20 protein-coding genes are annotated in these 25,309 nt (G+C 35.6%); 7 read left to right on the top strand and 13 right to left on the bottom strand.

All coding sequences use genetic code 11. The features are described from left to right. The first annotated feature begins 581 nt into the window (after positions 1-581). Together JK629_RS11805 and JK629_RS11800 are read left to right on the top strand one after the other, a co-directional pair. On the top strand, positions 582-2,063 hold the full coding sequence (locus tag JK629_RS11805) for a DoxX family protein (protein WP_202335826.1): 1,482 nt from the start codon (positions 582-584) through the stop codon (positions 2,061-2,063). A gap of 78 nt (positions 2,064-2,141) precedes the next feature. After that, positions 2,142-2,396, top strand: coding sequence for a DUF6520 family protein (locus tag JK629_RS11800; protein WP_225626016.1), 255 nt, complete (start codon positions 2,142-2,144; stop codon positions 2,394-2,396). A gap of 51 nt (positions 2,397-2,447) precedes the next feature. Here JK629_RS11800 and JK629_RS11795 read toward each other — a convergent pair whose 3' ends face one another. The 3 genes from JK629_RS11795 to JK629_RS11785 form a co-directional block, all read right to left on the bottom strand. Then, the gene (locus JK629_RS11795; RefSeq protein WP_202335824.1) at positions 2,448-4,982 is read right to left on the bottom strand and encodes an alpha/beta hydrolase family protein; all 2,535 of its coding nucleotides are present in this window, start codon (positions 4,980-4,982) and stop codon (positions 2,448-2,450) included. A gap of 109 nt (positions 4,983-5,091) precedes the next feature. Continuing rightward, entirely contained in the window at positions 5,092-6,483 is a 1,392-nt protein-coding gene (locus JK629_RS11790; RefSeq protein WP_202335823.1) for a RagB/SusD family nutrient uptake outer membrane protein, read from the bottom strand. 10 nt (positions 6,484-6,493) lie between these two features. Further along, positions 6,494-9,496, bottom strand: a complete 3,003-nt coding sequence (locus JK629_RS11785) for a SusC/RagA family TonB-linked outer membrane protein (RefSeq protein ID WP_202335822.1) — start codon at positions 9,494-9,496, stop codon at positions 6,494-6,496. Positions 9,497-9,748: 252 nt separating this feature from the next. Between JK629_RS11785 and JK629_RS11780 the strand changes: the two genes are divergently transcribed. Then, complete coding sequence (locus JK629_RS11780) at positions 9,749-10,141, top strand: helix-turn-helix domain-containing protein (protein WP_202335821.1); 393 nt, start codon at positions 9,749-9,751, stop codon at positions 10,139-10,141. 36 nt (positions 10,142-10,177) lie between these two features. After that, a complete protein-coding gene (locus tag JK629_RS11775; RefSeq protein WP_202335820.1) occupies positions 10,178-10,591 on the top strand; it encodes a helix-turn-helix domain-containing protein in 414 nt (137 codons plus the stop codon). A gap of 196 nt (positions 10,592-10,787) precedes the next feature. Here the strand turns inward: JK629_RS11775 and JK629_RS11770 are convergent, their stop codons facing one another. Further along, positions 10,788-11,012 (bottom strand): hypothetical protein, encoded by a 225-nt coding sequence (locus JK629_RS11770; protein WP_202335819.1) that lies wholly within the window; start codon positions 11,010-11,012, stop codon positions 10,788-10,790. 241 nt (positions 11,013-11,253) lie between these two features. Here JK629_RS11770 and JK629_RS11765 point away from each other — a divergent pair, with 241 nt between their 5' ends. The 3 genes from JK629_RS11765 (at position 11,254) to JK629_RS11755 (ending at position 15,735) form a co-directional block, all read left to right on the top strand. Continuing rightward, positions 11,254-13,056, top strand: a complete 1,803-nt coding sequence (locus tag JK629_RS11765; protein WP_202335818.1) for an ATP-dependent nuclease — start codon at positions 11,254-11,256, stop codon at positions 13,054-13,056. A 3-nt stretch (positions 13,057-13,059) separates the two neighbouring features. Next, positions 13,060-14,787: a UvrD-helicase domain-containing protein gene (locus JK629_RS11760; protein ID WP_202335817.1), complete on the top strand. Its 1,728-nt coding sequence runs from the start codon at positions 13,060-13,062 to the stop codon at positions 14,785-14,787. 477 nt (positions 14,788-15,264) lie between these two features. Then, positions 15,265-15,735, top strand: a complete 471-nt coding sequence (locus JK629_RS11755) for a hypothetical protein (protein ID WP_202335816.1) — start codon at positions 15,265-15,267, stop codon at positions 15,733-15,735. Between the two features lie 10 nt (positions 15,736-15,745). Here the strand turns inward: JK629_RS11755 and JK629_RS11750 are convergent. The 9 genes from JK629_RS11750 to JK629_RS11710 form a co-directional block, all read right to left on the bottom strand. Beyond that, a protein-coding gene (locus JK629_RS11750; protein ID WP_202335815.1) for an IS3 family transposase occupies positions 15,746-16,875 on the bottom strand; the annotation gives its coding sequence in 2 pieces (ribosomal slippage) (positions 15,746-16,614 and positions 16,614-16,875; 1,131 coding nt in all). 60 nt (positions 16,876-16,935) lie between these two features. Next, positions 16,936-17,139 (bottom strand): hypothetical protein, encoded by a 204-nt coding sequence (locus tag JK629_RS11745; protein WP_202335814.1) that lies wholly within the window; start codon positions 17,137-17,139, stop codon positions 16,936-16,938. Positions 17,140-17,243: 104 nt separating this feature from the next. Then, a complete protein-coding gene (locus JK629_RS11740; protein WP_202335813.1) occupies positions 17,244-17,765 on the bottom strand; it encodes a hypothetical protein in 522 nt (173 codons plus the stop codon). 1 nt (position 17,766) lies between these two features. Next, the gene (locus tag JK629_RS11735) at positions 17,767-19,953 is read right to left on the bottom strand and encodes an AAA family ATPase (protein WP_202335812.1); all 2,187 of its coding nucleotides are present in this window, start codon (positions 19,951-19,953) and stop codon (positions 17,767-17,769) included. Continuing rightward, complete coding sequence (locus JK629_RS11730; protein ID WP_202335811.1) at positions 19,950-20,180, bottom strand: hypothetical protein; 231 nt, start codon at positions 20,178-20,180, stop codon at positions 19,950-19,952. The genes JK629_RS11735 and JK629_RS11730 overlap by 4 nt, the downstream gene beginning before the upstream one ends. A gap of 10 nt (positions 20,181-20,190) precedes the next feature. Next, positions 20,191-22,395, bottom strand: a complete 2,205-nt coding sequence (locus tag JK629_RS11725) for a DEAD/DEAH box helicase family protein (RefSeq protein WP_202335810.1) — start codon at positions 22,393-22,395, stop codon at positions 20,191-20,193. Continuing rightward, positions 22,388-23,536: a cysteine desulfurase family protein gene (locus JK629_RS11720; RefSeq protein ID WP_202335809.1), complete on the bottom strand. Its 1,149-nt coding sequence runs from the start codon at positions 23,534-23,536 to the stop codon at positions 22,388-22,390. The genes JK629_RS11725 and JK629_RS11720 overlap by 8 nt, the downstream gene beginning before the upstream one ends. Then, complete coding sequence (locus JK629_RS11715) at positions 23,537-24,769, bottom strand: DGQHR domain-containing protein (RefSeq protein ID WP_202335808.1); 1,233 nt, start codon at positions 24,767-24,769, stop codon at positions 23,537-23,539. Beyond that, positions 24,769-25,296, bottom strand: coding sequence for a hypothetical protein (locus JK629_RS11710; protein WP_202335807.1), 528 nt, complete (start codon positions 25,294-25,296; stop codon positions 24,769-24,771). The genes JK629_RS11715 and JK629_RS11710 overlap by 1 nt, the downstream gene beginning before the upstream one ends. Positions 25,297-25,309 lie beyond the last annotated feature (13 nt).

Genomic DNA, 25,309 nt, shown 5'->3' with positions numbered 1-25,309 from the left:
AATTTGTGAGACACGAGTGTGAACTGGCTCCAATCTTGTTTAGAAGTTGGAAAAAAGCAATTAGGCTACCTTCTATTGCATATAACATTTTATTTTTTACGCTTATAATACAACTGCACCAATCCCGCATCAAAAGTTTTTACATTTACCAATTCCATTAATTGCTTAGGCCTACCTTCCTTAAATAATCTTGAACCAAGCTTTTCAAATCCCTATTTGAGAAATACCCTATTCCCATTTATATAAAAACACTAAAGGGCACCCCCTTAAATAAAATACCGAAAAAACTATTTATTTCCCGCACTACCATTCAAAGAAGGCGGACCAAAATGAAGGAATTCTTTAAAGTTGAAGGCCTTCCCGATAACGAATTGGTTATAAGAGCACAACAAGAACGTTTTGTTTAAGAACGGCAGCTCCTAAATACCGCTACCATAAACTTTGGCATTAATGAAATATTCAAAAACTTAAGAGCCAATTTTGGGCTCTTTTTGCTCAATTATGGGCCCTTTTTATAATTCTACATTAGTTCCCACCCCCTAATTTTAACAAACCTTCAATAATGCACTTAACACAATCTTATGTGGCATCTAATTAAAAAATCATATTTTAAAAACACTTTCATAGATGTGGGCAGCTATCTATTTGTATTCCTATTCCTCTACGCCGCAGTTAGCAAGCTCCTTGACTTTGAAACCTTCACTGTGCAATTGGCACAATCGCCATTACTAAGTGCATACGCAGGTTTTATTGCCTGGGCCGTGCCGGGAATAGAGATTCTTATTGCTTGTTTATTAATTATAGAACGCTTTAGAACCATTGCCCTCTACGCCAGTTTTACACTGATGGTGATGTTTACGGCCTATATTTTTATCATCCTTAATTTCTCTGACTTTGTGCCCTGCTCCTGCGGTGGAGTATTAGAAAAACTCAGCTGGACACAGCATATTTTTTTCAATATATTTTTCATGATTCTGGCAGCAGTGGCGGTCTTTTTTGCAAACAGATATCCCGCAAAAAAGACCCTGCTTTTGCTGGCTGCCCTTGCTATTATTGGGATAAGTATCGTGGCCATATTGTTTGCTTTTTCCGAGAAAAAAATTCATAGAAACAACGCCTTTATAAGGCGATATCCGCATCACCCAATAGTACCTAAGGATACTGTTGAACTTAATTACAATTCCTATTATTTTGGGGGGAGTGACGCAAACAATCTTTATTTGGGCAATTATACTGCTCCCAAACAAGTAACTCGCATATCCTTTGATTTAAAGGATACAACAAATTTTAGAATACAGTTGCCAAAAAGCAAAGTTCAATACAAAATGCCACGGGTTCGAATTATTGATAGCATCTTTTTTCTTTTTGATGGAACAGTCCCAATTATTCATGTAGGTAAAATTAGCGATTGGAATGTAACCAAGACTTTCTACCCGAGGGCCTATTTCAATTTTGCTGAACCAATGGATACCAAAAATCTTGTTATCCGAACTATTAGTAGTGAAACCGGGAATAATCTGTTAGGCACCATTAGATTAGATTCCGTTCCAAAAATAGAATTGTTCCCAAATATATTGGAAGGTAATATAGATGGTTATTTTGATCGTGATGGACAATTACACTTCAATAGGCAAAGCAATAAAGTTATTTACACCTACTATTATAAGAATAAATATCTCGTTTCCTCACTTGATCTTAAGGGAATTAAAACACAAAAAACAATTGACACTATAGAAAAGCCACAAATATTTATAGATGAGCTGGAATCTTCACATGAAAGGCGCTTAAGTGGTAAATCAATAAGAGTAAATGGTCTATCAAGTAGTTTTGGCAATTATCTGCTTATTCAATCGGATCGTTTAGGAAAGTACGAGCCTGAAGGTATTGCTGCGGGAATAATTGATGTATATAATATTAGCTCAAATACCTATGAATTCAGTTTTTACCTGTATCACAATCCAAAGGAGAAGCTACTCTCCATTTCGATGTATGGCCACAATCTATACGCCCTTATAGATACTAAGTTATATAGGTTTACTTTCAAAGATAACTTTTTAAAATAAAATACTTAGCGCGAAGTCAGGAGAAGCTGAAAACCTGTAAAAAAGAGTAGGCATATTATTAATTAAAATTTTTATACAATGAAAAATTTTCGAAAAAAGTGGCTATTGCCACTCGCAGTTTTTGCCATTGCTATTGCCGGTGCATTCGCCAGTAATTCAATGGAAAATGTCAATGCAGACCCAACGGGGTATATTGATGCCCCGTTGCCTTGTAAAGTTTCTGTAGACTGTTCTTTAACAGGAGGGCCAGTATGTAGAAATGCATCGCTACAACAAGCATTTGGTTGGAATAGCATGCATACTGCATGCAACGAGATACGATTTAAACCTTGATATATTTTCGTATTGTTAAAGAAAGGCTGATTATTCAGCCTTTTTTTATGGTTAAGGAAGCATCCATTGCAGTGGAGGCTCATCCTTTAAATAATGATCAAACCATTGCCAGCGCTTGTAGGTCATATCAATTTGATTTTCCAACCCAAAAAAATCATGACCTTCATCAGGATAAATTAGCATTATATGTTCCTTACCCAATAACCTCATTGCGTTATACATTTGTACGGATTGTTCCCAATTTACATTAGTATCCGTGCCTCCGGTGATGGTCAGAAGGGGAGTACGTATTGATGCGACATAATTGATTGGCGAATTTTCCTCATATATAAATGGATTTTCAAAATAAGGAATCGAATATCTTTGCTGGGAATTTAGAAATCGGGCATATTGTGGCAGATTCCATAACCAAGCCATCGAAAAGTAAAAACATTTTACATCGTGTATTCCCGATTCACTAATTGCTGCGGCGAACATTTTTGAATTCCCTATAATATAAGAAGTTTCATAGCCACCAAATGAATGGCCAAACAATCCGATCTTTAATGGAGAGATGGGAGCTATATTTAAAACAGCAGATACCCCAGCCTCTACACATTCGAGGGCCGATTTACCAACCTCATTATTTATATACTGGATGTCTGGACAAAAGACAAAATAGCCTCTTGAGGTGAAATTGGTAATATTGATGTCGGCCGCTGTATAAAGAGTAGGGTTTTCATATTTATTTAATGTTCCGCTCATTTTATCATAGATAAATACAACCATTGGATACATTTTTTGGGGATTAAAATCCGCAGGATAGAACAATGCACCCTTTAAGTTATCTTTTTTTTCAGTTGAATATTTCACAAGTTCAGCTTTCCCCCATTTATATTTTTCGTGCTGGGGATTGCTACGAAAGAGTTCGACCGCTTGGTGGGATGTACTCACCAACATTAACTTTGGAGGCATATCAAACTTTTCGATGGTATAAAGATAGGTATCCTTGTTTTTTGCTTTCTGTAACCAATCCACTTTAGCGTCTGCTTCGACTATTACTTTCGTTATACCGCCGTCCGATAGACTATAATATCCGGTATCTCCATTCCATGTTTCCCCTTTTAAGATAATTCCCTTTTTTAAATCAACTCTCGGTACTAAATAGCCATTACCGTTAGCTATATATTCCCCGCTCTTTACAAATCTAAATATTCTATTATTCTCCTTTCCCCGAGTAAGTCTCTGGGCTGTAGCTCCATTGAGAGAAATCTCCCAAAGATCATATTTATCATAAATTATAATTTTATTCTCATCATTAGTAAATCCCAAAAGGCCATATGGAGGTTTAACACCCGACCAATCGTATTCCATATTCTTAAATATACTTGAAATGTTTTTTGTAATATTTGTGTGCTGGTCATTTTTGGCATTATAGATCCACCAATTACTTTCGTCAAAATAAATGAGGTTTCTTCCTGACGGGGAAACCTTAATAGGCATATAAGGCTTTCGCCACATCACGAAACGTTTGCTGCCATCTATCAAGTTATACACATATATGGGCGTAGGGGCCCGACTCTCATCGTGGGCAATCATATCATCCAATATACTATGGGTATATACATAGTTTGAGCCTTTAATCAATATTGCCTTAGAGCTTTGGTCATCGCCCAAGGGGAAGGTAGTGTCGGTTCCAAGATTCCAACACATGGTAAATGCAGGATTTTCAAAAAACCCTTTATTTCCTTCATGAACCGGATAAATTAATTTATCCTTTGCATTCCATACTTGTACGCTGGAGCCGTGATTATCCACACTTCTTGTGTCCTTACGTTGTTTAAGCTGGAAAAAAAGCTTGTTTCCGTCCTCAGAAAAGCTCAAGGACGCCAGTGGATTATCGTAAACCTGCAAGGTACTGTCAATATCTAACCTGTTCTTTATATCAAATACTTTTGGATCCAATTTCCGTTTCACACTGTTAAGCCAAAGAATTCTTTTACTCCCTTCCCTACCACTTTTTTCAAAAAAAGCAATTTGATTTTTCGGACTCCAAACTATATTACTTATCGGATTATGAGTGTTATATATGGTAATAGGAAAAATTTTATTATTGTGTACCTCTACTACTTTTAAACTCCACGAATTGTCCTCTTTAACCATTAGGGCCAATAAATTCCCATTTTCATTAGGGATAAAATCCTGGACATTCTTTATACTACGTTTATTTCCCGACCCAAGTTTCAAGATTTCAAGTCTTTTTTCTCTCTTTTCATTTGCTATTTTTTCCGATAAGGCAAACAGATATTCATTATTGGGTGATACTTTATAGGTTATGATATTAGGAACTTGTTGTTTGGAATGGATTTCCAAATCAAAAATTTCGAGGGTGTTTGCGGTTTTATAGACAAACCATCTATCCCCAAGAAAACGAGGTTCGCTCCCATTTGGAAATGCATAACGTTTTTTATTGGAGATATGCTGCAGTACCAAAGTATCTTCGGCATTCTGATAATGTAGTAAATATGAGGCCCAATTACCATTATCGGAAATTTTTGGATCCAATAAATAGTGCCATAGGTGGTAGTCCTTTGGAGTAAGATCCATCTTCTCTGTGGCTTGCCCCCAAAGAGCACAAGCCGGACAGAAAAGAAGGAAAAAAATTACTCCTTGTATGCTAATCCAAAGTAATTTGTGAATCTTCAAGAAATTCATGTTAATATCCAGGATTTTGGGGTTGAAGGTTCGGATTCGTAAGCAGTTCCTTTTCGGGAAGGGGAAATAAGCCGTCAGTACTATTCCATCCCGGTTTAATGGGGACCAAAAAAACATCAAGGTTTTCGGTACGCTTTAGATCAAAAAATCGATGTCCATGTTCGGTAAACAATTCCACCCTTCGCTCCTGTAGTATCGCTGCCAGTAATTCATTTTCGGAGGTGGCAGTGGAATTCTCTAGTCCAGCTCGAGTTCTGATTTTGTTAATATCTGCCTGAGCTCCAGCAATATCTCCCATTTTTGCGCGGGCTTCGGCTCTAATTAAGTATTGCTCTGCCAACCTAAGAATAACGGAATATTCCGCATTGCCTCCCTCCCCTGAGCGATGCTTGTATTTATAGGGGTAATAATAAGATTGATTCCCATCGGAGACTTCCCCTATCCACATTGTCTTTCGCAGGTCACCAGCTTCAAATGAATTTATCAGTCCGTTTGACAATGCCCTAGTGGGGGGTGGAGCAGTTTCAAAGATAAAAGTCTCTGCCTCCAAGGTATTCATGCCCTCAAACTCTGGCATTAACTGTAATAAAATGGAAGGGCTTTCCTTTAAAAATACATTTTCCAGATTGGTCTGCCATTGGGAATCCACAATTACGGAAGATGCCATAGCTTCAGCCTGTGACCATTCTTTGTTGTATAAATATACACGTGCCAACAATGCCCTTGCCGTGCGGGCATTCGCCCTAACGTGCTCACCACTAGTATCTGCATCGGGCAAATTTTCTTTTGCATATATTAAATCAGAGATTAAATTGGTGTATACCGTCTCCCTATCATCCCTCTTTACCGACTGGTTTTCGATATAATTAGTTGTGGTTATATAGGGAACATCTCCATAGAGGTTATATAGATAAAAATGAATTAAGGCCCGTAAGAATTTTGCTTCCCCAGAATATTGCCTGATTTCCTCATCCGAAAAATAGGCAGAACCTGCTACCCCTTCAATAATGGCATTGGTTGCGTAAATTTGGCTGTAGCAGCCATTCCATATTTCTGCTACCGTTGCATTTGAAGCCAAAAGATTATTTTTATAAAATACATCCTCGGCGAGTCCTATGTCACCGTAAAAATCAATTTCGTCTGCATAATTCCCCAACAAATTGCTCATCCCCTTCGAACCGCCCGTAAGCAAAAGATTTGACCTCAATTGTCCATATATCCCAATCATGGCCGCTTCTACTGTTTGCTTATCTGTAAATACATTTTCTCCAGACAAGAGGTAATTTGGGGTGTCCACCTCTACAAATTCCTGGCAGGATAGTAGACAAGAGACTACTACAAGAGAAATAATATGGAAAAAGTGCTGTTTAATTAATATGTGTGTTGTTTTCATAATCAATGATTTAAAATTTTAGTTCTGTTCCAATGCTTATCATCCGCAAGGGCGGCAACTGCTCTACATTTCTACTTTCCGGATCTGCCCCTTCAAAATCTGTAACGGTAAATAGGTTCTGCCCCAATGCGTACACCCTGCAGTCCAACCCAAGACTATTTTTGGGTATTTGATATGAAAGGGAAAGGTTTTTAAGTCGAATATAAGAGGCATCCCCAATCACGGTACTGCTGTTTTGGTAACGGCCATAGGCTATGGCAGCCTCGTCATTATAGCCAGCCGTAAGAAGTTGGTTGGTGGAAGAATCGCCTGGATTTTGCCAATGGTCTAAAATAGCTATTGGCTGATTTGTGCGTGTACCCGGTAGGCCATTGGTATATGCATAGGTCCATCCGGCCTGTTTTACAAACTGTAGCAGCACGTCCAGTGAAATACCTTTATAACTGAGGGTATTTGAAAGCCCACCAAAATAATCAACTCCTCGGTAAACCGACTTCTTAAGATCGTTGGGTGCTGTTATCTGTCCATCCCCATCATAATCCTGAAAGGTGTGAAGACCCGTCTCGGCATCTACACCCAAATAATTGTACAATAGCTCAATATCCAATGGCTCCCCCACCACATATTGATTGGCATAGGTAGATTCGGAAAGTCCTGTAAACGAGATAAGCTTATTGCGGGGTATAGTTAAGTTAATTCCCGTGGTCCACTGTAGTTGGGTACTTTCAATATTTATGGTGTTCATTTCAAACTCATAGCCAGTATTTTCAACCGTAGCATCAAGATTTCCATTTAGGGAAGGGAAACCCGTAGTGCCTGGCAGTGGTATTCCTACCAATTGGTTCGAGGAACGGTTGCGGTAGTATGCGGCAGTAAAAAGGATTTTGTCCTTGAGAAATCCTAGCTCCAAAGCCATTTCCATTTTTCTGTTGCTTTCCCACCCAAAGTTGGGGTTATATAGTTGTGAGGGTTGTAGCCCAGGGATTCCTTGGTAGCTGAGCCCACTGCCCACATAGGTATCAAGATATTGATAGTTGCCAATTTGGTCATTCCCGCTACTTCCATAACTGCCGCGTAGCTTACCGTAACTAAGAAATTCAATACCTTCCTTGATAAAATCTTCCTCTCCAAAAAGCCAGGCAGCACCTATTGCACCAAAATTTGCAAACTGTCTTCCAGCCCCAAATCGGCTGGAGCCATCCCTTCTTCCTGTAAAATTTAAAATGTATTTTTTGTCCCAATTTAAATTGAGACGGCCGAAAGCTGCATTGTACCGATATTCCTCATCGGAATTGGAATCTATAGAAATAAAGGAGGCGGAGGAAGGGTCGTATATGAGGTTATTGGTAGTAAAACCACTTGCTGTGGTAAGTGTGTTTTTTGAAGACTCCTCTTGAAAAGTAGTACCCAATAGGAGATTTAGTTTTAGCTTTCCAAAAGAATTCCCATATTCCAATTGTGGCTCCACAATCCACGAACTACGTCTTCCGTTATTAATGGTAATAGAGGAAAAACTACTGTCCAAACCAAAGGCGGGATCGTAAACCGTATTCGGAGAAGTCCTGCTTTCCTCTAGATGCATTTCGTTATAACCCAGATTTGCTTTTAGGGAAAAATGGCTGAATATTTTATATTCCAAATATCCACTGCCCGTTAGATTGGAAGTTTTTGAAAGATATTCGGCATTCAATAACGCCAATGGATTACTAAAGGTTCCGTTCTCCCAATTCAATTCCCCATCTTCATCGTAAAGTGCAGGAGCGTTTGGAGCTAAGGTCTTACCTTGGAAAACAAATGAGGTAGTGGGTTGGTCATTGTTATCTGTGACATAATTACCCGTAAATCGAATTGAAAATTTATCGTCCTTACTGGTATGCGATACAGTGCCCAAAACTGCATTTTTTATATAGTCAAAATCTCCAGGAAAAACCGTAGTTTCTTTTTGGTGGCTTCCACGCAATAAAAAGCGTGTCTCTACATTACCACCCGTAAAGGCCGCTTGTGTCCGTGAGTAATAGGCTGTACCGCCATAAAGTTCTTTTTGCCAGTCAGTATAGCGATCTTGTTCCCATGTACCGTTTATGTCATATTCAAAGGCAGGATATTCACTGATCCCATCATTTGCAAAAGCTTCTTTCCTTAAGGCCAGATATTCGTCAGTGCTCAAATAACGCTGAGTTCGAGCCACTCTACCCAGACCACTTTCTGCGCTAAAGGTAAATTCTGTCTTTCCTGTTTTTCCCCTTTTGGTTGTAATGAGAACAACCCCATTTGCCCCCCTTGAACCATAGATGGCCGTGGCATCGGCATCTTTTAATACTTCAATACTTTCGATATCGGTAGGGCTAATCCCATTCAACGGACTTTGTGGCCCACCCATTACTAAAGATATTGAACCCATACCCAACGACTGCGAAGGATACGGCACCCCATCCACAATATAAAGGGGTTCACTCCCATCTGCACGAATGCTGTTACGCCCACGGATGCGCACCGAAAACCCACCGCCCGGCACGCCAGTGTTCTGCACAATGTTCACCCCTGCCATCCTACCCTGCATAGCGGCCAGGGGATTGGAGACGGGCTGGTTCTCAATTTCGGCAGCGGTAATGCGAGCGATACTTCCTGTTTTCTCCCTATCGGAAACCTTATAATACCCAGCATTAATAACCACCGCGTCCAGAGCCAGGGCATCCTCCTGTAATACCACATTAATAATGCTACGGCCATTTACGGCTTCCGTTTTGGGCACATAGCCCAGATAAGTAAAGAGTAAGGTATCGGTAGCAGTTGCCCTCAGGCTGTAGTGGCCCTCAATGTCAGTAATGGCGCCTTGGGCCGCCCCTTTTATGAGGACGTTGGCCCCAGCTAACGGGCCGTTGGCATCTGTTACTTGGCCCGTTATCAAGGGAGGGGAGTAATCCTGCGCAAAGGCAGGCAATGTCGTGGAGAAACTTAAAAATAAGAAAAATCTAAATGCAAGGCAATAACTGCCAGTGTAATTTTTATTCATAATTTTGCATTGGTTAATTGTTATACATTCATTTAACTACTGGCCTGCCCCCACAGCTTCATAACCTTCGGGGTGGGTCTTTTTTTGTTTAAAGGATTAACATAGAAAAGCAAAAAAGTGATAGATTTTCTTTAGTTGGCTAACCCTTTCGACCGCAATTAATTAAAAATGTAAATAGATAAAAAATAATTTTGGTTGATTTTTATAATTATTAGGTTGACTTTTATTAAATTTACTCAAATATTAAAACTCATGGAAGCATCTATAAAGAATCAAACAATGCATACTGGCCAGAAAATTGCCCATGTAAGAAAACTTCGAGGTGTTAAGCAAGAAACATTGGCAAATGAATTGGGTATTTCCCAAGCTGAATTTTCCAATATTGAAAATGCAGCAATTGTTGATGATAACATATTAAACCAAATAGCCGAAATATTAAATGTTCCATCTGAAGCTATCAAAAATTTTGACGAAAGCTTAGCTGTTTATTATATAAATAATAAAATAGAAAATTCAACTATTCAAGAAAATGGGCACGGAATCCATCAAGTTTTCAGCCCTATTGATAAAGTAGTAGAATTATATGAGAGACTACTAGAAAGTGAAAAAGAAAAAATTAGAATATTACTGAACAAAAAAAAATAACCCTTATCAAAAACTAAAATTATTATTCTTTAGATTATGGAAGACATTACAAATACACTCAGTTTGCATAGAGGTAGAAAAATAGAAAGAATTAGAAAGCTTCGTGGAATGACCCAGTCGGAACTCGCCTCAAAACTAGGGGGCATTTCAAAGCAAGCTGTTTCTAAAATGGAACAATCCGAGAATATAAGTGATGACAAATTAAAAGAAGTTGCGAATGCTTTGGGAGTTACCTTTGAAGGACTCAAAGAATTTAGTGAAGAAAAAGTTTTATATAATACCCTAAACTTTTATGAAAACAGCAATGTCAACGCTACTAATATATCAGCGAATATTGAGACCGTGAATAACCCATTAAAGGAAACTATTGAACTTTTTGAGAAACAGCTAAAAATGGCTCGGGAAGAATTAATGACTTTACTTAAAAAAAGTAATAGCTCTGAGGGATAAATCGAGCTTTCTCTGCTAAATATGTTATACTCTAGTATTTATCCAATAAGATTCCTGTTTAAAATTATATTACTCCAAAAAGCCACAAAAAGAAAACAACAATTCCTGCAATTGCTGCCATCAATAGGGAGAATTTAAATTGTTCTCTATAAAATTTTCCGTAGTTATCCATACTTCAAAATTAAATCTTTTCAGATTAATCTTCCCATCCACAAAGAGAACGACCTAGCCTTTTGGCTTCGCTTAAGGTAACAGTATAGGTATCGGTAGAACAGCTTGATAAACCTCTACAATCCTTTTTATAATGGTATTTCTTGCTTTGGGGTCCTTTGCAGATGTAGACCTCAGAAACATCATAAGAAAATGAGGTAAGAAATAAAAATGCCAATCCCCCTAAAAATAAAATTTTACTTTTTTTCATTGATTTAGTTTTTAAAACTGGGGAGAATATTCAAATATAATGAATTGTTTTTTAGTGTTCTACAAAATTTACTGAGGATGAATTGTTTAAAATAAAAATGTATATTTGGGTTCTCCCCTTTTAAAAAATTTGAGCTCTTACGGTTTTCCGTAATGTGGGGGCTTGCGTTTGTTATATATAAACTCCATTTTAGTAACTATATGGCGCTTAAATATCTAGAAATTAATCTTAGAATATCTTTATGAAAGTCAGTAAATTATCTATATCCAATTTTAGAGGGATTAAAGAATCCACTTTGTACTTTAATGGGCATGTACTTCTAGTCGGAAGAAATAATATTGGAAAATCTACAATTTGCGAAGCTTTAGATTTAGTTCTAGGACCTGATCGTATTAACCGTCCTTCTGCAATAGATGAATATGATTTCTATAATGGAGAGTATATTCTTCAAAATGGGGAATTGGTGGAAATTAATATAGAAGTTGTATTAATTGATATTTCAGAAGAATTAAAAAGTATTTTTAGAAGTCACTTAGAGTTTTGGCACATGGGGAAAAAGGAAATTTTACAAGAAGGGGAAATTGAAGATGCTGATGAAGAACATACGCAAGAATGTTTAAGAATTAAATTTGTGGGAAATTATGATAAAGAAGAAGATGAATTTGTTGCCAAAACTTTTTACTCCCATTCCCCTAATGAAGAAGAAGGTGTTTTTTCTGAGCTCACAAAGTTTAGGAAAAGACAAATTGGCTTCCTTTATTTAAGAGCAATCCGGACTGGTAGCAGGGCATTAAGTTTAGAACAGGGGAGTTTATTAGATATTCTCTTAAGAGTAGGCGAAATGCGACCGAAATTTTGGGAAGAGACGAGGGGTAGACTTAAAGACTTAAATCCTCCTTTGGAAGATAGTATTGGTTCACTTAGAAAAGTTTTAGATAATATTGAAAAGCGTATTGGACAATATATTGCACTACCTAATAATCATAAAGCTACAACTCTTCATGTCTCCCAATTAACTCGAGATCATTTAAGAAAAACTTTGGCGTTTTTCATGTCATCATCAATAAATCAATCACCAGTGCCATTCCAAAAGTTAGGAAATGGAACACTAAGTACCTTAGTATTTGCTTTGCTTTCAGCTATTGCAGAATTAAAAAAGGAAAATATTATTTTTGCCATGGAAGAGCCAGAAATTTCCATACCTCCTCATACGCAACGGCGAATAATTAATTACCTGATTAATACTACTACTCAATCATTTGTAACATCCCACTCCCCCTATGTGATTGAAAAATTTGATCCACAGAACATAATGATTTTGAGTAAAGATGAAATCGGAATAATGAAAGGGAAAAATTTAAGCTTAGCGTCAGGATTGAAATCAAAAAACTATCGCCGTAAGATACGCCATTCTATAGCTGAGGTTATATTAGGTAATGCGGTTATTGTTGGTGAAGGTCTTACTGAGTTAGAAGTGCTTACATCTGCTTCAAAGATATTAGAAAAGGATTTTGATAACTATCCGATTGATTTGTCTGGGGTTACGATATTTGAAGCGGGGGGAGACGGGACCGTACTTGAGTTTGGCAAATTTTTTAAATCAATTGGATTAAAAACCTATGCCTTTTTTGATTATTTGAAAAGAACTCCAGAAGAAATCCAAGCTTTACAGGAAACTTTCGATTTCTATACTGAAATTCCAGTGAACGGAATAGAAAAATTATTGATTAATGAAGTTCCGATTACTATTCAATGGGATTTTTTGAAGGATTTAAAAAAAGTTGGTGAGTTTGGTTCGGGTCCTTTTATTCCAGACGAACAACCTATTGACGATTTAGTCAAATCTTTTACACTTGAAGCATTAAAGCAAAAAAAAGGTGAAAGACGTTCGGCTGATTTAGTCGAAATGTGTAACAAAAATAATTTACCTCCAACTCTAGTTACTTTTTTCCATGAAATTTATAATAGTTTCCCGCAGCCTGAACATATAAATCCTATTGATTTTTCTAGTAAACAGGATGTTGAAAATTCTGAAGAAGAATAAGATATGTCACTTAACATAGACCTCAAAAGAAAATCAATATTAAATTGTAACACAAATTTACTAGTGATTGGTGGGCCAGGGTCGGGCAAAACAACAATAGCATTAGCAAAGGCATTTAAATATATAGAAGATAATAATCTTAATAGAGGTCAAAAAGTACTTTTTTTGAGCTTTTCGAGAAATGCCAAATCTCGAATTTTACAGTCGTCTTCAAACTTTTCAGAACATAAAAAATTCGGAAAACAATTATATGTTCAAACTTTTCATGCCTTCTTTTTAGAAATAATAAAAACACATTGCTATCTATTAGGAAGTCCCAAAAAAATCACAATAATCCCACCTCACGATGAGGATGCACTGAGATTAAATCGTAATGAAAATGATGAAATATGGGTAAAAGAAAAAGATAATTTACTATACATGGAAGGCAAAATTACTTTTGATCGATTTTCAAAAGTTGCTTTAGAAATTATTGTCAAAAGTAATAGGATTAGAAAAACTCTAGCAAATACTTTCCCGTTAATTATAGTTGATGAGGCTCAAGATACCGATGCGGAGCAGTGGGAATTTATTAAATTGTTTAATCATATTTCTCAACTTATTCTTTTAGGTGATTTGGACCAACAAATTTTTGATTACCGACCCGATATAAATCCCGAACGAATTAATAGTATAAAAGAATTTCTTTCTCCTATAGAAATTACCTTGGAATCTGAAAATTATAGAAGCCCAAATTCTGAAATTTTATATTTTGCACGCGATGTTTTAAATAATACACCTCGAAATGGAACTTATAAGGGGGTAACTTCGTTAATTTACAGTCCTCAAGTCCAACATAGAGATAAATGGATTAGATCAAGTATTGGAATTCTTAAAGAAACTATTAAAAGAGAAACGGGTGAATATCCTCAAAGTATAGCCATATTATGTCCCTGGGCTAAAGGTGTAAAGATGATATCGGCGGCTTTAAGAGCAAAAGAAATAAATCATAGAGTACAATTTGACGTAACCGAGACGAATCTTTCTAGCCGCATGATAGCTTGTTTGCTTGAACCTATTCTTAATGAAAAACAACACCTTCTGTGGGTTTTAAATATTCTTAAAGATTTTTACAGCGCCACCGGAAAAGAAAACGAGATAAAAAAATATAATTCGTGGATTGAAAAAGTATACTCGGATAAGAAACCTGGGGGAACAACGGTTTCATATTTCATTAATTTAATAAATGAATTAAGAAACATGCAATTATCTGGTAATCCATCAAAAGATTGGAGATTTATTCAACAAAAGCTGTTAACGTGTTCAGTTGGTGCAATAAAATCATTTGCAAGCCATTCAGAATATCTTATCGCTTATAATCAAGGAAAAATTATAATGCGTGATCTTACCCAAACCTGGATTGAAAATAAATGTTACGCGAATGCAAGGGGCATTTTACAAAGAGCAATTGTTGAAGCGCAATTATCCGGTGATGTAGCATCGGAAGTTGGAATTAATGTTATGACTACCTATAAAGCAAAAGGGAAGGAATTTGATGGTGTCATCATCTTTCAAAATCAATATAATGCTCCACTAGAATTAAGAGGAGATAATCCAGTGACTTTTCAAAGATCTCGAAAATTATTTTTAGTTGCAGTTACGCGAGCGTGTCATCACGTCTTTATATTAAGACAGGCGGGTTTACCTTCACCATTGTTAGATAGATTTACATTGAATGGTCTAAGAAATTAAAAGATTTATTTAACAAAAAACTTCGACATTTGGTATACCCCCCTCCCTTTTTTTACGGTTTTCCGTAATGGGTGGGTTTGTTAATTTTTGGTTTATAACTTCTTAATTTTTTAGGATTTATTTTCTCTTTAAATTATTAAATTTATTTGTAGAATAATTTAATAATTAGAAATTATGGGAATTAAACCAGGAAGAAAAAGAATAGCGAAATCTACCGGTGAGCCCGATAGACGTCAACGAGATAATAAGGATACTCCGAAGAACACACCATCTCTGAAGCCACACAAGCATAAGAAAGGAGATTAATTTATTTATTGTGCATTCTCCCCAATATAAAACCCACTCTTACGGTATTCGTATTGGGTGGGTTTTGAGTTTGTTTTATTTTTGAAATTAATAAAAAACTAATGGCGCATATGTGCTATATATACGCAATACGTATAGCGTATATACATATTCCACACCATTTAAAAAAAGATGACCGCATTAGAAAAACATTTTAAAAAATTAAACATTGACTACAATTCAATAGCTTTCTATGATTCTAATGAATTTCTAAAGCAAGAACAAAAAAACAACAGATTCCTTGAGTTGTATGCTAATTATGTAAATGAGAAAAAATACTCAATTGAATATATAGAAAGAGCAAAAAAAGAAATCCCATTCATTGCGAAAATTTTGAATCAGGAATTAAAAAAAGATGGTAGACTTGGTGCCTGTATAGATATTTCAATTGTTTTGAGCAGAATTCTTGAAAAGGAAGGCTATTGGAATTATTTAACTAAAGGAAGTTTAACAATTGACTTCCCCATTGAATCAAAGATTGAAACTAAATATTTTTGGTCTGTTGATGACGGAGAATTCCAAGCCGGACACACTTGGGTTGTTGCACCACCTTTTAATGTCATTGACATTGCGTTAAGGCAACAACCTGTAAGCTTCCCCTAATTAGAACTGTTCATTTTTCTAATACTTCTACAAACTTATTGTTTTTAATTCTCTTGGGGCTAGCCCCAAGAGAATTAAGTTCCGCATATTTTACCGGCGGTATTTTACCCAGCCCGTCGTGCGGGCGGTAATGGTTGTAATCGTGCATCCATATCTGTGTCTGCTCCCTTACCTGATCTATATCCTCAAAGATATATTTGTTGAGCACCCCTCTTCTGTAACTCCCATTGAACCTTTCGACAAACGCATTTTGTGTGGGTTTCCCCGGCTGTATATACTTGAACTCGATATCGTGCATCTCGCTCCATTCCGAGGCGATCTTGGCGATAAACTCAGGGCCGTTGTCCATCCGTATTTTTTTTGGTTTGCCTTTTTTATTGATAAGGTGGTTGAGCACCCAGACCACGCGGTTGCTCGTCAGGGAGAAGTCGACCTCAATATGGAGTGCCTCCCTGTTAAAATCGTCGATTATATTAAATGCCCTAAAGCGCCTTTTGTTCTCTAGGACGTCTGTTACAAAATCCATGCTCCAGGTATGGTTGAGCTCGCTTGGAACCTCCAGGGGTTCTTTTGTTCTGGCAGGCAAACGTTTCTTCACCTTTCTGCGCAAGGGGAGCCCCAGTGCCACATAGACCCGGTGCATACGCTTATGGTTCCAGGGTTTTCCCTCTTCGCGCAACCGGTCATAGGCCTTCCAAAAACCTTCCTCTGAATGTTCCTTTGCCTTTTGTTGTAAGGCCTGTTCTATCTCGCTGTCATCCTTGGGCAACGGCCTATAATAATAAACACTCTTACTCATGTTGAGTACACGGCACGCCCTGCAGATGCCGTAATGAATAAGTTCTTTGGCAATGGTTCGCTTCCTGCAGGGCTTTAGAGCTTTTTTTCGATGATCTCCTTGGCCATCTGGTGGTCAAGGGCAAGGGAGGCATACATCTGCTTGAGCCTGGCGTTCTCTTCTTCCAGCTCCTTGAGGCGCTTGAGCTCCTTGGTGTTCATCCCGGCATACCTGGAGCGCCACTTATAGAAGGTCGCAGGGGCAACACCGTGCTCACGGCTGATCTGGTCAACACTCTTTCCGTTGTCGAATTCCTTTAAAATCTTTGCAATCTGTTGCGGTGAAAATTTACTTCGTCTCATAATACTGTTTAAATTTAAGATAATTATTCTACTTTTAAACAGTTCGGTTTTAAGGGAAGCTTACATCCCCAGTTTCTTAGCTTCGCTTAATTTTACCGAATAGGTATCCGTAGAACAACTTGAAAGACCTCTACAGTCTTTTTTATAATGGTATTTCTTGCTTTGTGGACCTTTGCAGATGTAGACTTCCGCAACCTCATGTGAAAATGAGGTAAGAAATAGAAAAAATACTCCCCCTAAAAATAAAAATTTATTTTTTTTCATTGTTTTAATTTTTAAAACTGGGGAGAATATTCAAATATAAACTATTGTTTTTTAAGGACCCACTATTTTTTTTAGGTTTCATATCTTATAAATTATTCCTTTTATTAATCAGCGGTCTCTAATATCATATTCACAAATGAAGTCGGCTGAAGGAAGTAGTTAGGATTTTCTTCCAGTTTTTCCTTTATCAGAATGAGTCCTCCGTTGGTGTAAGATTCCATTGTTTTAATCAACAGTTTTACTGCATCATCTTCGTCCAATTCTCCTTTTTCAAGAGCTACTAGGTCAATGTCCGTTTTTGCTAAAAGTGATATAAACATATTTTCTTGCAAGTTAGTAAAGTCCTTACGACCTAAAACATTAGTTTTACTACCCCAAGTCTTAATAGGCATACTAAAATCAATTTTCCTTGAACCCTCGGATATTGGACTATATTCGTCTTTATACAACCCAAAAAAGAAAGCATAAATATATAACTCATAGTTGTTTGAGAATTGTTTCCCTCTATCTTCTCTTCCTTGTTCACCACCACCACCTGTACGCGTCAATTTTTCAAATAAAGTCTCTCTAAAAACTATGTGGTATTTAGGAATTTTTTCTTTCCATTTTTCAAACAAATTTTTCATCTTATAATGGGTTTACTTCAGTATTAATTGTTGATAGTATATTTTTGTCAAATGGCCTTTCCAGTTTTACCCAAAATGCCTTTTTTCGTTTTACAGAGTTGAACTCATTCTTTATAAATAATTCTTTAATTGAACCATCAGGATTTTTAACAGAACCGATAAAGTCTTTTAGGAGTATTATTTTTTGATTTGATGTTTCATAAATTAGATTTAAAAAATCACCCGTTTTAGTTTCTCCAAATGAAGATGTAGGTGCATCAAAAATCATCGGATAGGTTTCATCCCTAACTTCGTTGGCAAGTTCAGAAATTGCAAGAAGGATAGAAATGTTCATTGAAGTTCTTACTGCTGTACCTGGAACAAAATATCTGCCACCAGATTCGAAGAGTGAAACCTCAATTTTCATTCTATCCCCTCCAATTCTCTTTTTAGAGAACTTAATCTGACCAGTAAATGCTTCAACGTTGATTTTACTCAAATATTTATTTGACTTGCTTTCAAGTCTATTAATGAATTCGTCAAATTTTTTTTCCTTAGTTTCATTGAATATTACTTCGATATGTCTTAGAATATCTCTGGTTTTTAATAAAAATGAACTTGCAGAAGTTAAATCAATTTTATCTTTTTCATCCTGTTTTAACTTAATCTTATTCAGTATGCCTTGAAATTTTGTATTTAGATTAAAATAATCTTTATTTATTGATTTAAAGTCTTCTTGCCAATGTGTATAATTCTTAAAAACATTTAATAATTTTGATTCATCGGCAATTTTTGAGTCGCCTAAAATTTTCTTTCTTTCATCTTTTTCTTTTTCTAGAAGTTCTTCAAACCCTTGCTTTTCCTTTTCCCTTTCACTTATTAACTCAAATTTATCTTTTATATCTGAACGGATTAATCTTAAGTTTTTCAGATTGTCTTCGTGGCTTATACTTAAATTTTCAAGTCTGTTCGCATAATCATATTTAAATAGTAGTTCATCTTTTTCAGGTTCATTTTCTTTGACGGCTTGACTTTCGAGATAGGTTTTAAGTCTTGACATCATAAAATTATATGCTTTAACTTCTTCATCTGTTCCATTTGGATTAGCAGATCTATTGCAAACTTTGCAAATTTTCTCACTAAGCATTTCCTCCATAATTGCTTTTGAAGGAATATTATCTGGTAGCGGAACCGCATTATTGAGAAGTTCAGCTTTTACCCTTTTCTCACCTTCTTTAATGCCCTTTTCCTTATCGTATTCTGATTGTAATTCTCTTCTCTTTATACTGTGGGCTGCAATTTTTTCTGAAAACTCTTTGTGGAATGGCTCAAAGTTTACTAGAATCCAATTCTCATCAAAAAGAGAGGTTGTAAAATTAAAGTCAATTATTCTGTTTGCTAGCGAAATTTTAGTTTCAATATTTTCAATTCTTTTATTTATTGTTTCTAATTCCTTGGCATTATTAGCGTATTTCTCAGCTTCTTTTATGTTTTTTTCAAGCTTAGTCTTTTCTTCTTCAGTACTATTAAGATGAACTTTCAATCTTTCTTTTTCTCTATGCAGCTGAGATATTTCACTTTCTAATAAATTATAAGCGTTCTGATTTCGCCTATTTTGCCTTGTCGATTGCTCAACTGCTTTTTCAGCTTTATCTCTTAAAAAAGCCCCCTTTTCAGTGTATTTCTCGTAATGTCTGGCATCTGAAAAAAGGTTTATTAAGTTTGCGAGAGCTTCATCATTATCAAATATGTTCAATTCAGTTTCTCCTTTGAACATTGAATACTTTCGTATTTGATATGGAAAAATTCTGTCCAGTAGGTTTTGTGCGTTCTTTGGAATTCTTTCTCCTGTGGTATTGTCTGTCTCTTCTCCTTCGAACAAAACACTTGACGTGTCAATCTCATTAGTCGCTTTTTTGTTAACCGTAAAACTTCTTGATATTTTAGATTCGGTCTCATATTGTTCTACAATCATTGATACACTTACTCTAAAGCTATCTCCTGAACTAATTTCATTTAGTTTTTTTGCTGAAATTAGATTAACTACATCATCTGTTCTGCCATCAAACAACCACTCAACAGCTTCAAAAAACTTAGTCTTACCCTCATTGTTCTCGCCTAAAACAATATTAAGACCATCCTCAAATTGAAAAGTGTTTATACTATAATAGCAGAGGTAATTCTCTATTTGTATTTTTTTAATTATCATATCGCAGTATTTAAAAATTGAAGAACACTATTTCTCAATTCATTATCAGTTGCTGTAGGAGATTTTTCCAAGCCCTCCACAATTAAAGCAACTGCTTTTACTATCGGAATATCAGAATTCAAAGCTTCTCTAACTGTAGAAGGCATTTCTTCTTTTTTAAGTTTATACTTGTTTTCAATGAGCTCGTGGGTTAAAAAACTTTTGAGTATATCGTCTTTCCTTGCCATAAGAAGAATTTTATAAATCGTTAAGGTTTAAATTGTAGTAGTCCAAAATATTTTTCAGCGTTTCGTACGTGGCGGTTTTGTTCATTGCCAGATTAGCAAAGTCAACCACTCGTTCGAGTTCTTTTTTTACCAGCCCTTTTTCCATTTCAAAAGTGCTTTCATCAGATACTTCCGGCACAACTACTAAATCGTGTATGGTTGCGTGAATTTTATCTTTGTGCAACCGCAAAACCCTTCCTCTTCTTTGGATAAATTGTCGTGGATTTCCTGTACTTGCACAGAAAATCGCCAATTCGGAACGTGGTACATCAACACCTTCATCCAAACATTTCATAGAGGTCAATACGTGAATTTTACTTTCTTCAAAGTTTTTTAAAATCTCCTCACGATTAGTAGAATTTGCAGTAAACTGTTTCACCATTACTGAATCATCTGTATGGCTTACTGCTTTTGTATATTCATTAATTAATCTGTTTTCGACTTCGGTTTCAACACTGTAATCAGCTTCATCAAAATTTGCTTCAATGCCCTCCGGAACATAAATTAAAGTGTATTTCAGATTCTTTCTTTTGTCAAACTCACTTCTTAATATAGCTTTGAATGCATTTAATTTATTGGATGCTTTGTGAATGATTCGTTTTCTTTCTAATAGTTTCTTCTCAATTTCTGGAGTGCTTCTAAAAGAACCTGTCTCTTTATCAAATAAGCCCATTTTCAACAATTGAAGGGAAAGTTCTTTATACTTTTCCATCTCTTGGTCTGTTAGCTTTACAATGTGTGGGTGATATGTGTATTTACACAACCAACCAATATTCAATGCTTCTTCCATTGAATAGGAAACAATGTAAGGTGGCTCATCATTGAAAAAGTCTTGAATGGCTTGATTTCCTAATTCGTCAAATTTTCTGTGCGGAGTTGCGGATAATCCAATTCGTTTTTCAAGATGGATGTTTGGCAGCAATCTTAAAATTCCTTGAGAACCCAAATTGTGCGTTTCATCTGCAATTAAAATAGTGTCTTTTGGAAGTTGTGTAAAGTAACTTTGAAACTTTGGTCTTGCCAAAGAAGCATAAGTAACAATGACGATATAAGAAGTATCAATCAGTTTTGAGGCAGTATTGAAAAATGCTAGGTTTTTATCCCAATTTTCTTTTGAACTGACAGTAATGATATTTCTGAAATTAAACTTAGCACATTCTTTTTTCCATTGTTCAACCAGAGCCGTTGTTGGTACGGTTATAATTGCCCTGTAAATTCCTGTTTTCTTGTATTCGTAAAGTAGGCAGTTAAGCGAGGTTATCGTTTTACCTGTTCCTGTTGCCATTGCAAACATACCCTTGTAATTATTTGCTACCCAACTGTTGTAAGCATTAATCTGATATTCTCTCGCTCCTTCTGAATATGGGAATCTTGGTGTGCGTCTAATTATTTCAATTTCGTTAAAAAGCTTACTGATAGTTTTTTTAAGCTTTGGATTAGAAAGCATTAAACTCTGTTTCTTTTTTAGTAATTGTTCTTCTTGAACAAGCAATTCGTTGATGTCTTTCTTGCCAAATCTGTCTTTTAGAACGACTTCAATTTCACTAACAGAGACATATTCAACATCTTCATCTTTTTCAGCGAAATAGTCATCAATGAGTTTAAGTTGCTTTTTAATCAGTTTGTTTGACCTGCCATTTTCCCAACTCAAAAAAGCTTCTAGTTGTTCTATGTTTTCAGAAAGACCATAATAGGTAAAGTTGCAAGATGCTTGATAGCCAACAGCATCTTGACCATCACTAAAAACGCCTGATTTGTAATGGGCTATTCCTTTTCCGTTCTTGGGTTTGATAACCTTTATTTCAATGCGTTTTTCTGCTATTAAATATGCCAAACATTCAAAAAAATGCGTATCATATTCATCAAGAACTCGTCCAAGACTTACTACATCTGTTAAATCAAAAACTTTGTTTATCGATTCTTGGGCGGCTTTTTCAATAGCTTCTTTATCTTTTGATGAAAGCAAGTGATTGATAACCATTTTCATTTTTCCACCCTTGCTGATGAATGTGGCAAAGCCAACAGAAAGTAAATTAATAGCTGATGAACTGAAATAACCCAACAACAAATTAAATTCTTTGCTATTGGCTAATCCATCCAAATAGAATTGCAAAGGCTCATTTTCTGAACCAGTTTTGTAATCTCTATCCAATGACCAATCACAATCTTTAAGCATATTTAAAATTTGGTTGAGTGAGTTCTTTTATTTTGTTGACTACAGTTTCAATGTCTTCAATTGTGTTGTATTTTCCTAATGAAAAACGGAGAGAGGCAAAAGCATCATCATCATTTAATCCCATAGCTTTCAAAACGTGGGATGGCTCAATAACAGCCGATGAACAAGCAGAGCCATTGGAAACAGCAATATTTTTCATTCTGCCTATCAGAACATTGGCATCTTGTCCTTTGAAGCAAATATTGGTCGTGTTGAAAATTCTGTTTTCTAAATCACCAATAAGTGAAGTATTTGGCAGTTCTAAAAATTCAGTTTCGAGTTTGTCTCTCAATGCAGAAATTTTTCTTTGATTCAAAGCCATTTCTTCACTGGCTATTTCACAAGCTTTTGCCAAGGCAATAATTCCAGGAACATTGAGTGTACCACTTCTCAAGCCTTGTTCGTGACCACCTCCGTGCGTTTGAGGGGTGAGTTTTGTTTTATTTCTTACATACAAGGCTCCAATCCCTTTTGGAGCATACATTTTATGACCGCTAAAACAAAGTAAGTCAATGCCTAAAGCATCTACATCAATTTCAATTTTGCCAACTGCTTGTGTGGCATCTGTAATAAACAAAGCTCCATTTTGGTGGGTCAATGTTGCAATTTCTTTTATTGGTTGAATGACTCCGGTTTCGTTATTGATATACATTACGGAAACCAAAATAGTGTCAGGTCGTATGACTTGTTTCAATTCTACTAAATCAATCAATCCATTAGGTTGAACAGGCAAATAAGTAACCTCAAAACCTTTTCGTTCTAAATCTTTGCAAGTGTCTAAAACCGCTTTGTGTTCAGTTGATAGAGTGATGATGTGTTTTCCTTTATTTGAATAGCTTTCCGCAATTCCTTTAATGGCAATATTAATAGCTTCTGTTGCTCCGCTAGTAAAAATTAATTCATTAGATTCAGCATTAATAAAATCTGCGATTTGTTCACGAGCCTGTTTTACTTTTCCATTGATACTCTGTCCAAAATGGTGGGTGCTGCTTGGATTGGCAAAATTGTCCTTTAAAAACGGTAACATTGCTTTAAATACCCTTGGGTCGATTGGGGTGGTGGCGTTGTAGTCGAGGTATGATATTTTGTTCAATTCTTCCAATTAGATCTCATTTAAAACATCATCTAGATTCTGCTCGTAGGAAATTTTTGAAGCGTAACCTTCTTTCAATTTTTGTAATTCATTTCCTTGAAGTATCTTACTATCATATAGGTATATCAATAACAAATATGTTAAAGAAGATGCATTCATAATCATTTTATTTTCAATAGGGTTCCATACAACATACTGCCAAGGCGGAGTATCTATAGCATAATTGATATTATTAAACCTTTCAAAAATTTCATTGAAAGTCTTTTCCTCTCTCTTGTGGATTGTTAAACTTGCTTTTAAAAATGGAAGTAACCCAATTGGTCTAAAAAGAAGATTTCCTCCGGTTTCATTATTTCGGTAGGGCACGGCAGCATTAACATCTAGGGTTAGATATTCGGTTATAAAAGAAAGTTTACTTTTAAATGAGTCCCAATATTGAATACAAAAGATTTTAAATTCTTCAATTTCTTCTTCTGATGGCCTGAATTTTAAATACTCAGAGACTCGATTCTTCGTAGGTTTTTTTTCAAACTTTTTTTCATAGTAAACACTAAATAATTCAACATTAGCTTGATATAGAGTTATTATTGAAGTTAATGCATCCTTATTATTGGTGGGTATTGCCTTTTGTTTAGAATAAATTACTCTTTTATCTGTAAATAAATCATATTCTTCTAGCATATGCCTTGTTACTATTGCAACAGAGTCATCTTCATCTAACGCAATAATGTCATCTAATTTAACCGGTTTTGCGTATCGGTTTAAAGTTGTAAACAACCTTCTTGTTCGTTGTTTGCCTTCAATATCATTTTTATGACCAATAAATATTGCAGCTATTTGATGATTTTTAAATTCGGGATTTTCTCTTAATGCTGCCTTTATTCCTTCAACACGATGCTGACCATCAACGGGAAATATTTTATGATTACTTGAAAAATCAAGCAAGCCCATTTTATAAGTTTCAATACCATCATATTTAAACTCAATTTCTTGCCAATTAGGATAATCGTCATAAACAGCAAGGACAAGTGAATTAAAAAAAACAGAAGGTTGATTAATAATGTAATCTTTTATACTTAAAAAGTTATTTGTAATGCTTCTTTGAATCAAATCTTTAAGTGAATCTGACTTATGTAACTGGTCATCAATTTTTGAGACATACTGTCTCACTTGTTCAAATGTTAAAGTAGTTACGTAATAATCCCAATCTCCTATTTTAGATCTTAATGCAGGTATTTTCATTATTGGAATGCTTTAATTGCTTGTTTAACTTCGGTATCTGGAATTTCAGTATTCATAGGTAAAAGTAAAGAGTTTATGAATTGATTTTCAATACTAATCACATCTTCGTTATCATCTAGTGGATAATAAGCTAAGTACAAATCATTCTTCCAATAATTGAACATTCTGGTTAACTTAGGTCTTTCATTACTCTTGCTATATTTCTGGAAATATTCTTTAACTCGTTTTCTTAGATTTTGGTTTTCTGTTATTTGTGCCCTTCCAACATATAAAGGGTATTCGGTTATTCCAGAAATTATTTGACATTTCACATAAAACAAGTATAACCCACCTTTATTATGGGGAACATCTCTTATATTATCATCAAAATCATCTGCATTTTCATTCAAGTATTTTATTTTAATCCAATTCTCAAAATTTAAATCAAAATCAGTAGAGGTAAATTTTTTCCACAGCTCTCCGTGAAGTTTATACTCGACTTTTCTCAATTCTACTTCTTCTCCTAATGAAAATGCACTACCAGTCATACCCTCAGAAAAA

Origin of the sequence: Aequorivita iocasae, assembly GCF_016757735.1 — a bacterium.
In the GTDB taxonomy this organism is placed as follows: domain Bacteria; phylum Bacteroidota; class Bacteroidia; order Flavobacteriales; family Flavobacteriaceae; genus Aequorivita; species Aequorivita iocasae.
Note: the sequence above shows the minus strand (reverse complement) of the source record. Positions and strands in the feature narration are given on the sequence as shown.